Source organism: Ignavibacteria bacterium (assembly GCA_016873845.1).
Lineage (GTDB): Bacteria > Bacteroidota > Ignavibacteria > Ch128b > Ch128b > JAHJVF01.
In genome coordinates, this window is the sequence record VGVX01000083.1 from 1 (window position 1) to 10,478 (window position 10,478).

12 protein-coding genes are annotated in these 10,478 nt (G+C 35.2%); 9 read left to right on the top strand and 3 right to left on the bottom strand.

The window, feature by feature from the left end:
* The 4 genes from FJ213_11705 to FJ213_11720 form a co-directional block, all read left to right on the top strand.
* Positions 1–545, top strand: a 545-nt coding sequence (locus FJ213_11705) for a hypothetical protein (GenBank protein ID MBM4176818.1), incomplete at its 5' end; no start/stop codon positions are given.
* A gap of 116 nt (positions 546–661) precedes the next feature.
* The gene (locus FJ213_11710; protein MBM4176819.1) at positions 662–919 is read left to right on the top strand and encodes a hypothetical protein; all 258 of its coding nucleotides are present in this window, start codon (positions 662–664) and stop codon (positions 917–919) included.
* On the top strand, positions 916–1,299 hold the full coding sequence (locus tag FJ213_11715) for a type II toxin-antitoxin system VapC family toxin (GenBank protein MBM4176820.1): 384 nt from the start codon (positions 916–918) through the stop codon (positions 1,297–1,299). Before FJ213_11710 ends, FJ213_11715 begins: the two co-directional genes overlap by 4 nt.
* Before the next feature lie 190 nt (positions 1,300–1,489).
* Positions 1,490–1,864: a DUF1801 domain-containing protein gene (locus FJ213_11720; protein MBM4176821.1), complete on the top strand. Its 375-nt coding sequence runs from the start codon at positions 1,490–1,492 to the stop codon at positions 1,862–1,864.
* Positions 1,865–1,910: 46 nt separating this feature from the next.
* Here FJ213_11720 and FJ213_11725 read toward each other — a convergent pair whose 3' ends face one another.
* The 3 genes from FJ213_11725 to FJ213_11735 form a co-directional block, all read right to left on the bottom strand.
* Entirely contained in the window at positions 1,911–2,552 is a 642-nt protein-coding gene (locus FJ213_11725; GenBank protein ID MBM4176822.1) for a tetratricopeptide repeat protein, read from the bottom strand.
* A 138-nt stretch (positions 2,553–2,690) separates the two neighbouring features.
* Complete coding sequence (locus FJ213_11730) at positions 2,691–2,948, bottom strand: Txe/YoeB family addiction module toxin (protein ID MBM4176823.1); 258 nt, start codon at positions 2,946–2,948, stop codon at positions 2,691–2,693.
* Entirely contained in the window at positions 2,945–3,190 is a 246-nt protein-coding gene (locus tag FJ213_11735; protein ID MBM4176824.1) for a hypothetical protein, read from the bottom strand. Before FJ213_11735 ends, FJ213_11730 begins: the two co-directional genes overlap by 4 nt.
* A 175-nt stretch (positions 3,191–3,365) precedes the next feature.
* On the opposite strand from FJ213_11735, the gene FJ213_11740 reads away from it, so the two are divergent.
* The 5 genes from FJ213_11740 to FJ213_11760 form a co-directional block, all read left to right on the top strand.
* Positions 3,366–3,803, top strand: coding sequence for a hypothetical protein (locus FJ213_11740; protein ID MBM4176825.1), 438 nt, complete (start codon positions 3,366–3,368; stop codon positions 3,801–3,803).
* A gap of 399 nt (positions 3,804–4,202) precedes the next feature.
* On the top strand, positions 4,203–5,399 hold the full coding sequence (locus tag FJ213_11745; GenBank protein ID MBM4176826.1) for a T9SS type A sorting domain-containing protein: 1,197 nt from the start codon (positions 4,203–4,205) through the stop codon (positions 5,397–5,399).
* A 22-nt stretch (positions 5,400–5,421) separates the two neighbouring features.
* Positions 5,422–5,844 carry a hypothetical protein gene (locus FJ213_11750; GenBank protein MBM4176827.1) on the top strand — a complete coding sequence of 141 codons (423 nt, stop codon included), beginning with the start codon at positions 5,422–5,424 and terminating at the stop codon, positions 5,842–5,844.
* A gap of 240 nt (positions 5,845–6,084) precedes the next feature.
* The gene (locus FJ213_11755; GenBank protein MBM4176828.1) at positions 6,085–8,913 is read left to right on the top strand and encodes a T9SS type A sorting domain-containing protein; all 2,829 of its coding nucleotides are present in this window, start codon (positions 6,085–6,087) and stop codon (positions 8,911–8,913) included.
* Between the two features lie 112 nt (positions 8,914–9,025).
* Positions 9,026–10,478, top strand: a 1,453-nt coding sequence (locus FJ213_11760) for a DNA polymerase III subunit alpha (protein MBM4176829.1), incomplete at its 3' end; no start/stop codon positions are given.

The window sequence follows — 10,478 nt, forward strand, 5'->3', positions numbered from 1 at the left end:
CCGACCGCGTAGCAATGATATCAACCACAGTAACTTTTCGTGCGCGTTCTGCTTTCCGTGAAGTGGCAAAAGTTTTCGGAATAAGCGAAGCAGAAATCTCTGAGTATAGTCAATACATTCCGTGGACGAGTGCAGAGAATCTTCCGCATCTTGCAGAAAAATTTCCCGAAGCTCGTCACTTGAAGTTTAATGATGAACCGTGGAAAACAATCGTAAACATCGCACAAAAGATAGCGGGATTTCCGCGTCATCTCAGTATTCATCCGGGTGGAGTTGTAATTTCACCAGAGCCAATCACAAACTTCACTGCACTCGAATACGCCGAGAACAAAGGACTCGGTTTGATAATCACTCAGCCTGATATGTATCCGATAGAAGACTTGGGTCTCGTTAAAATTGATTTGCTCAGTCAGCGTTCACTTGCAGTTGTGAAAGATACGATGGAGAAGGTTAGGCTAATGCAGAGGCTAAGACTGAGTAATGAGAGTGAATCACTCGACTCAACTCGGGATGAGGCGAAAGTGTTTGAACTAAAGAAGGGATAGACAATTGATCGTGCTGTTATTATAAGTAAGAATATGAGAATAAAATTGGTGAATCTGTTGCCTGGAATTGTCTTTCTAACAATATATCACTAAGTTTAAAACAAAAATAGTAAACCATGGAAGCAATAAGACTTCAAAAAAGAATAAGCAAGGACGGAGAAGTTTCCATCAAAGGGCTGCCGCTAAAAAAAGGAACACACGTTGAGTTAATATTAATACCGACTCAAAAAACAATTAAAAACAATCTAACAGCCAGTAAACTTCTCAAATCTGATGTTGTAGGTATTTGGAAATATCGAAAAGAGATTAAAAATAGCTCAACGTACGCTAGTCAATTACGTAAAGAATCTCAAAACCGTCAAGTCAAGAAATGATATTAATCGATACTGACGTTATGGTAGATATTTTAAGAGAATATCCGCATGCAGTGAAGTGGCTTCGTTCTATTCGAGATGAAGAAATTCTTTTGCCTGGATTCGTTGTTATGGAATTGATTCAGGGCTGCAAAAATAAAACGGAACAAAGAAAAATAATCAAAACCCTTAGTTTCTATAGAATTGAATGGCCTTCCTCGGAAACATGCAATAATGCGATGAAAGTATTTGCAGATTTTCACCTACAATATAACATTGGCATAATAGATGTTCTAATTGGTCAGATGGCAGTTGAACTAAACTTACCTTTATGCACATTTAATCAGAAACACTATTCTTGTATTCCGAATATTAGCCTTTCTAAACCTTATAAAAGGTAAAAATATAGAATTAGGGCTTTGCTGGTTCTAATCCCTTTCTTGTCAAATTACAGAATAAAAAAGTTGAGTAAAGATGTTTGAGCTAAATCCAATAAATATTCTTCACGCTCCCCAAAGGAAACAACATTGAACTAATAGACCTATATTAGTGTTGACAAATTAAAATTCACAAACAAGCGAAATAACAGCAATGGAAAAAGATTTAATTAAAATTTACAAACGGCTCAAGAAAATCCTTAAGAAATACGAAAAGCCATTAATATCAAAAATGGATTTGGACAGCAAGTACGATCTCTGGTCGATTAAAGATGTCGAATTTGCCGGCCGAAAAAGAAATGAGGTTTTCTTCGCGGGACTTATCATTCAAAGCAAATATGTTGGATTTTACTACATGCCCGTGTATGTCGATACTTCACTGAAAGAAGTTTTCAAACCCGAGCTGCTGAAATTACTGAAGGGGAAATCCTGCTTTCACATCAAAAGTCTTGATGACAAACTCGAAAAACAAATCGATTTCGCACTCAAAAAAGGTTACGCCATGTATAAGAAGCGGGGATGGGTTTAAAATAACGACTTCGGTGCAGCGAAAATTGTAAAATGCAGAAGTACAGTTATTCGTCAATTCCTTTTTCTTTCAAAAAGAGCGAAGCACTTGCATGCCCCATTTCATCGGCTTGAACGAGATTCCGTTTTGCTTCGTCGACAAGCTTCAAATTGTAATACGCAACACCGAGCATGAAAAATGCATCTGCAGACTCTGGGTCCAACTGAACCACTTTTTTGAATGATTCAATCGCCTGTTCATATTCTTTCTTATATAAATAAACTTTACCGAGAAAAAAATAAGAAGACGCGTCGAGTGGGTTTACTTTTATCAGTTTTGTGTATGTATCGACAGCTTCATCGTACATCTTATAAAGCATAATCTCAAAAATATCTTTGAGCGATGGATTTAACTCCACGCCGACCTCAAAACATTTGAACGCTTCATCATAGCTGGTAAGCTTAGCATACGCTATGCTCATATTGTAATAGACTTCGGCGTAATCCGGTTTAATTTCAATCGCGCGTTTATAATGCTTTACTGCAAGATGATAATTCCCTATTTCCGAATATGCGTGCCCGAGATAGAAAATAGTTTTTGCATCGCCCGGATCGATTGCATTCGCCTTCTTGAAGGCTTTAATCGCTTCTTCATAATTTTGCTGCTTGGAGTAAGCATAACCCATTTTGAAATATGTCTCGGCTCCCATGATACTTTGTCTTTCTAAATTCTTTTATAATATAAGAAAAGAAATATAAAGCCGTTGGATATTGATTTGCCGGCTGTTCTAAATTGTCATATCAACTAACGAATTGAGAAACTGGGCTTTTGTAAAATGGTATAATAGCTAATAGTGGTACCTGCATGAAAGAATTGTCAATGCCGATTCGCTAACTTGATATACTAAGCGATGTTCGTCATTGATTCTTCGCGACCAACACCCGCTTAACTTATGTTTGAGAGGTTCAGGTTTTCCAATCCCTTCGAATGGAGTACGAAGTGTTTCTTTGATGAGAGTAAAAATTTTTGTGAGTAATTTAACATCGTTCTGTGCGAAATAGTTTAAGTCTTCCAAGGCTTGATTTGTTAAAATTATTTTTCTCATTTAAGAATTGATCTCTCAAGTTCCTCGACAGAGTTAAATTCCAGTAAGTTCTTGTTATCACGCATGTTTTCGAGCGCATCAAACAGACGCTCGCGGTTTGTTTCAGATGCCAATAGATAGTCGGTCTCGTCGCTGACATCGGTAACAGAAATGACAACTTTTCGATCCCCAAATAAAGATTTTATTGATGCGATCAATTTTTCATCTATTTCACTCGCATTTAACCGATAAATAGTGTCCATTTTAGTTCTCCAATCTTTGCTCAAAGATATAATTGAAATCTTCGAATGTCAATTGTTAAACTATTTCAAAGTCTATTTGGCTAATTGACGATAACTCAATGTGAAGTCCAATTTTTGAAGGGCCTGCCCACTATCTATTATTACAAGAGACAGATTACAACAATCATCAATCAAAATGACTCCTAAAATCTTTAACATATTTCCATCACTACAGACAGGCAAGGATAAAGTTGGATTCGATATTTACAACTATCGAATGCTCTTTAACGATGAAGCAACCAAACAAATCATTCGCGAAGGAGATCCAATCGGATGCTTTTACATCGAATCGCCGGGAATGAGATCACTGCTCAAAAAAATGAAATCGGATACATTCGAAATGCTCACGGCAATCAGTTCTGTAATTCGTCCGGGAGTTGCAGAAAGCGGGATGATGGCTGAGTTCGTTGCACGCCATCACGATCCAAAGAGAAGAAAATATCTTGTTCCCGAACTTGAACACGTTCTCGGTGAAACTTATGGTGTGATGATTTATCAAGAAGATGTAATAAAAGTCGCACACTACGTTGCAGGGCAGACGGGTCGACCAAATATTAGATTTACTAAAATGTAATTTTTTAAACACCTTATTGCTTTTGAATTTTCCCTTCTTAATATTTGCCTAAGCAGAGATTATCAATGGACACTAAATCGATCCAAAGGAGTCTTCGGAATAGTAAATATCCTTTTAAAGCCGGCACGGCGACTTTAGGGGAAAGTTTTATCTACGATTTTAAAATATTTTCTAAGGGAAATATTTTCTTCCTTTCTTTCTTTCTTTCTTTCTAATATATATACGCAGTGCAAGATTTTTTATTTGTGTTCAGCTCATTCAAAATGTTCAGGTAGTTTTTAAATTAAACGCGGAGGTGGTTGCCTGTTGCTTGCCAGTAGGCGAGTTTACGACAGGATTTACGTAAATGAATAAAGCAGTAAAAAAATTCATAGCTAAAAAATTATACTGGAGTTTAAAATGAAACCAATAATCATTTTCTTTTTACTTTGTTCTAGAATACTTGCTCAGCCCATTTTCCAAGAGGCTCCTGAAAAGTGGAGCAAGCCGGAAAAAATTGCTTCTATACAAGCATTTAGCATTGACGGAAATGAGAAACCAAGTGTAAGCTGGGATGGAAAAACTATTTATTATATGGCAGCCTGTTCATGGGGAGATTTTTATTCCACAACTTTAACAGATACTGGCTGGTCATTTCCGAAAAGAATGCCTGGCCAGATACACCCACCGATATCATGGGCAACCGGAAAATTAATTATGTCACCCAATAATAAGATGTTGTTATTTACAGCGGGGCTTACTGGACAAATTGGTATAAGCTTCTGGAATGATTCCTTAAAAGATTGGGATAGTTCTTATCCTTTGCGTGACAATGGCATAGGAACCGGAGGATACTGGGGTGTTAGCAGTTTTTTAAATGATACTACTGTTATAATATCAAAGGACAGTCAAGGGAGAATTACTTATTATAACAAAGAAACTAAAACTTTTAGCAGACCAGAATATTTTCCTTCTGAACGAGGCCAAACATTTTCGCAGTTTGGACAGTGGATTTCTCCTGATACGAAAAAAGAATATCAGGGGGAATATTGGTCAGGTCTTGAAAACAATGACTTATATGTTGCTTATATGGATAGTTCTGGTTTGAATTATAGATACCCTTATAAATTAAACATATGCTTTATAGCTGATAGTTTATATTTAATAGGTAAATATAAAGGACGGCGAGAAGAGTATCCTTTTTTAACACCTGATGGTAAAACAATGTACTTTACAGCAAACTACGATAGCGGTGGAAATTATCTAACTATTTATAAGAGCAGAATGATAATAGACGAAAATGGCGATTCGGTTCTTACAAACATAAAAGACAAAACAGAGATACAATTACCAAAAGAGCTTAATCTTTTACCAGCATACCCAAATCCATTCAACTCACAGACAACTCTAAAATATACAATTAATTCACCTACTAAGGTGGAGCTAAAAATCTATAACATTTTAGGGAAGGAAGTGAAGAGATTAATAGAAGAAGAAAAAGATATAGGAGAATATAAAACTGAATTCAATGCAGAAGGATTACCAAGCGGGGTTTACTTGGCTATGTTAAAAACAAAATACGGATTTATGTCCACCAAATTAATTTTAATTAAATAACGATTAAAAAGGAGAGTAAACAATGAAAAATTTAATTTTAATTATCGCCTTATTTCTATCGTTTATAACTATTTCATATAGTCAATCCTTTCCCGATTCGATTGACTTAAAACCTTCAGAATTTAATTGCGAATTTAATGCTGACAATAATCCAAACTTGGGAATTGGTCCACCAACTATTCCTCCAATAGGGGAAAGACGAACTCTTTGTGTAATTCTTGCTGTCGCTGATGGGCAAGACCCAATTGTTAGCTATCCATATTACCATTTAAAATTTAAAGACTATTTAGAAAACTATTTTAAAGATTGTTCTTTCAATAAATTTAATGTAGATGTAAAATTAATTGTGAAGAACATTACTGGTGATAATGTTGAACTATTTAAAATCAATGGAGTTTACCAATGGCCTTACCCGGCAGATAAAATACGGGAAGTAATACAGTAAGCCGATTTATTATTCGATTTTAATGAAGGGGATAGAAATAGCGATGGCTATGTTGATCATTTAGCTTTTTGTGTTGCAAAACAAGCAAATGATAACTTAAATGGTTGGCCTCTAATAGAAGGATACGAATTCGCAACTAATGATCTTCGTCCCGGTAGTACAACAGAATATGTTAAAATTGCTCTTGGCGGACTTTTAACACCACATAATACCGCGGCTGTACAAGGTAGTTTATATAAAATGCTCTTTATTGAACTTCACGAACTAACACACAGCTTTTTCAATTTTCCAGATATCGAACATGCGATGGGCGATTCCAGATGGTATGGTATGGGATATTTCGACCTAAGCCAGGGTTTTCATAATGTTCCAAGTTTATTTAATCCGCTTTTCAGATTAAAACTTGGTTGGGCAAACTTAACAAGAATAACCGACCCACAAACAATCGAATTCAAGGACTTTGAATCTGATCCAAATCATCCTATCTACGCTATTTGGAATGATGAAACAAATCCGAATGAATATAGAAAAACTAAATTTTTACTGACTTACTACGATAGGTCCTCGCCTATCTATTGGAATGTAAATTGGCCTTTGCCTAATACTGGAAACATCAGTGAAGGTAAAGGAATATTAATCTGGCGATGGATAGATGATGGTTCAAATTCTTATAGTTTTGATAATAGACTAACTGCATCTATTTCATTAGAAAGTGCGCACGGCAAATGGGAGTGGATTGATGATACAAATATGTGGACCCGTAAATTTAGAAATATTGTTAGCGGTGAACCAATACCAAATATTGTTCACGGATTAGATAGCTTAATGGTTAGAGGTAGTTATACCTGGAAAGAAAGTGGAATTTGGAAAGGCTCATGGAATGATTTTAGAATTGGCAGTGATAATTGTTTCTTCTCTCCTTATGCCCCACAAGATTTTTCATTTTATACAAACCCGAGCTCAAATTTGGTAAATCAATATGAAAATTTTGGCAGGAATTTAATGAGTGGTTTTGCTCTTAAAAATTTCCGTTTAGAAAATGGAGCCGCTAAGGTTGATCTTGTTAAAGGTAACGATGTTTACATTGTTGATAAAAATTCTACCATAAAAGCAGATAATCTTTACATTGATCGTTCAATAACAATTACAAATGGAGCAATATTAAAGATAACAGGTCCTTCAAAGATTTATCTAAGAAATGGTTCTCGCATTGACGTAACTAATGGTGGTACTCTTGATGCCGAAAACGTAACATTTGAGTACGAGCCAACAAGAGTTAGCTTTGGTATTTTTATCAATAATGGTGGTATATTAAAATTAAAAAATAGTAAAATACTCTACTCTACATTTGGCGTCTATGGTAGTATTGGAACAAATGAAGTCAGAATAGAAAATTGTGAAATTAACTCTACTATTGGGGCAGGGATTGCAATAATCGATCCTATTATAAATAAAGTTTATTTAGTTAACAATAAGATAAATTCACAGAGGTACGGCATCCTTGCTGTGAATCTGCCAGCTATAACCATACATGGCAATCAAATAAATGCAAGGTGGGGAGTTTGGTTATATAATACCCAAAATAGTAATATTGTTAAAAACATTATTACTGGAAATCATAATGAAAGCATCGGAATATTTGCATTATCAAGTGAAGGTTTATGTTTTAAAAACAAAATTCAGTCATTTTTCAGAGGAGCACAGTTGGTTAAGTCTTCGTTCAAGTTTGGGCAAAATATTATTTCAGAGAATTTCCAGCACGGATTATATCTTGCTGAACAAAGTACAGCAAATTTGGCTCCAGATGTACCCAATCTTGAAGGTAGTTCAAGCTTAATCTACGACGCGGCTGGCTTTAATAAAATTTTTAACAATGGCCAAATGGATTATAGTTTTGGTGACAATTCGGAGATCTATATTGATAATTCAGCATTAATATTTAATGGTAATGAGAGAGGTTATAATTCTGTAAAAGATGACAGGGTTGGTTTACCATTTAGCACTCTTTATCTAATATCTGGAACGAGACTGTTTGGTGCATCTAGTACTTTAAATGCAAAATATACATATTGGGGTAATAATCCAGATTTTCCACCTCCATTTGATCCTACCGGTAGATTTTTAAATATAAATGTTGCCTATATTCCTTATCTCACATCTGAACCTATTCCGCCTGTCGGCAGGCCAGAATATAGACTATTAATTGATTTAAACAATAATATCCTTGATACGATTTATGCAAGGGATGTAGGACTGATAAATATTAGTATACTTGAAGAGTTACTCGCTCAGGCAAATCAAATGTTCGATGAAAGATTATACAATGATGCAAAAGAATTGTATAGTTATATTATTGAAAATTATGGCGATGAAGCCGAAAGTATCAGCGCATATTTTAGAATGTTAGCAATTCTAAAATTGCTAGGTGCAACTTCATCAGAATATGCATATTACATTCAGCAATTTGAAGATAATCTTATAGCGATTTCAGACACTTTAATGCAAGATTTTATTGAAGGAATAAAAATTAGTTATCAGGTTTCGGCCGAAGAGTATATAGATGCATTGAGTCAATTAGAACACATAATTCTTTCAAATCCAGAGACAGATGAAGAATTCTATGCATCTTTAGAAATATTAATGGTTCGGTTACTTAACTATCATCCACCAGCTGGATTGGGTAAGTCTTCACAAGAACATTATAGTACTATAGAAAGTCTTAATCAGAAAGTTGATAATCTTTTCAGTAAAAAATTCAGTTCCGATAAGATTATAATTCAAAATTTACAAACAGCTCCTATGAGTTATGATCTTTCTCAAAACTACCCCAATCCTTTTAACCCAACTACAAAGATTCGTTATTCAATTAAAGAATCAGGACCTGTTGCGCTCAAGATTTTTGACATCCTCGGTCGTGAAGTTGCCGTACTTGTTAATGAGCCAAGGCAAGCTGGAGAGTATGAAGTAGAGTTTGATGCCGGTAAGTATGGATTGAGTTCAGGCATTTATTTGTATCGACTAACTGTAAATTCGTTTAGTTCGACAAAGAAGTTTGTTTACCTTCGGTAGATGAATCTACATGCGGTAGTAAATATCAGAAAGATAAAACATAAGCATAATTTTATAGAGCGAAGTAAATCTTCGCTCTACATTTCAATCTTAGTTATCATCTCCAGATAAAATGTTCATTCACCTTCACACTCACTCAAATTATTCATTGCTTAGTGGTGCAGCATCAATCGAAAAACTAGTTGAAACTGCGAAAAATTTTTCCATGCATTCACTTGCACTTACCGATACAAACGGGATGTATGGACTTATTCAGTTTGCTCAACTCGCAATTGAAGCAAACATTAAGCCAATACTTGGGGTTTATCTAAATGATCCGAACGATTCGGAAATCAACGCTGTTCTTCTTGCAAAAAATAGAATTGGTTATTCAAAAATTTGTGAGCTAATCACACAACGACAATTGGAGGAGAAGTTTTCATTGCCCGAAGTACTGAGTAAAATATTTTGTAAAGAAATGTCGAATGAAAAAAACATCCGCAATAGCGATGTAATCATTATCACATCGTCAATTAAATTGCTTAACCAACTGAAACTTCATATTTCGAACTCCGCACTCCGCACTATCTACGTTGAAATGTTCTTAACACAAAAACGAAAAAAAATTTGTCGAGAACTTTATAACTTCACTCAAAATAATAACATGCCGATTGCAGCAACTAACGTAATTCATTTTATCAATAAAGAAGATTTCTTACTTCACAAAGTTTTAACTGCAATCAAAAAAAATACGACTCTTTCAAGTTTAACAGATGACAATTTAGTCGAAGAAGAACAATATTTCAAACCGCCCGATGAGATGAATAAACTTTGGAAAGTTTTGCCAGAAGCAATTGAGAATACTGAAAAAATTGCAAGTGCGTGTAATGTAGATTTAGAGCTTGGTAAATATAAACATCCGAAATTCTTGCTCCACAAAAACGAAAATTCGTTTTCATATTTATGGAAAATTGCCTTTCAAGGATTATCGCAAAAATATCAACCAATTACAGAGAAAGCAGTTAACCGTTTACAAGAAGAACTTAGCGTGATTGACCAACTTGGATTTTCAGATTATTTTTTAATTGTTTGGGATATAGCACAGCAAGCAAAAAAACTTGGTATGATGATGATTGGTCGCGGCTCGGCAGCAAATAGCATTGTCGCATATTGTTTGGGATTAACACAAGTCGATCCGCTTGAACATAATTTATACTTCGAAAGATTTTTGAATTTAGGCCGTTCATCGCCGCCCGATGTTGATTTGGATTTTTCTTGGAAAGAGCGCGATACAATTGTGAAATACGTTTTTGATAAATATGGAACTGACCATGTTGCAATGATTTCTACAACTGTAACATTCCGTGCGCGATCGGCTTTTCGAGAAGTTGCAAAAGTTTTTGGAATTAGTGAAACCGAGATTTCGGAATTCAGCCATTTCATTCCATGGACAAGTGCCGAGAATCTTCCGCATCTTGCAGAAAAATTTCCCGAAGCTCGTCATTTGAAGTTCAACGATGAGCCGTGGAAAACAATCGTAAACATCGCACAAAAGATAGCGGGATTTCCGCGTCATCTCAGCATTC

Coding starts and splice junctions, on each gene's coding strand:
- FJ213_11750 (MBM4176827.1), top strand. CDS start 5,422: ATGAAAAATTTAATTTTAATTATCGCCTTATTTCTATCGTTTATAACT.
- FJ213_11735 (MBM4176824.1), bottom strand. CDS start 3,190: ATGGACACTATTTATCGGTTAAATGCGAGTGAAATAGATGAAAAATTG.
- FJ213_11755 (MBM4176828.1), top strand. CDS start 6,085: ATGCTCTTTATTGAACTTCACGAACTAACACACAGCTTTTTCAATTTT.
- FJ213_11745 (MBM4176826.1), top strand. CDS start 4,203: ATGAAACCAATAATCATTTTCTTTTTACTTTGTTCTAGAATACTTGCT.
- FJ213_11710 (MBM4176819.1), top strand. CDS start 662: ATGGAAGCAATAAGACTTCAAAAAAGAATAAGCAAGGACGGAGAAGTT.
- FJ213_11725 (MBM4176822.1), bottom strand. CDS start 2,552: ATGGGAGCCGAGACATATTTCAAAATGGGTTATGCTTACTCCAAGCAG.
- FJ213_11720 (MBM4176821.1), top strand. CDS start 1,490: ATGGAAAAAGATTTAATTAAAATTTACAAACGGCTCAAGAAAATCCTT.
- FJ213_11740 (MBM4176825.1), top strand. CDS start 3,366: ATGACTCCTAAAATCTTTAACATATTTCCATCACTACAGACAGGCAAG.
- FJ213_11715 (MBM4176820.1), top strand. CDS start 916: ATGATATTAATCGATACTGACGTTATGGTAGATATTTTAAGAGAATAT.
- FJ213_11730 (MBM4176823.1), bottom strand. CDS start 2,948: ATGAGAAAAATAATTTTAACAAATCAAGCCTTGGAAGACTTAAACTAT.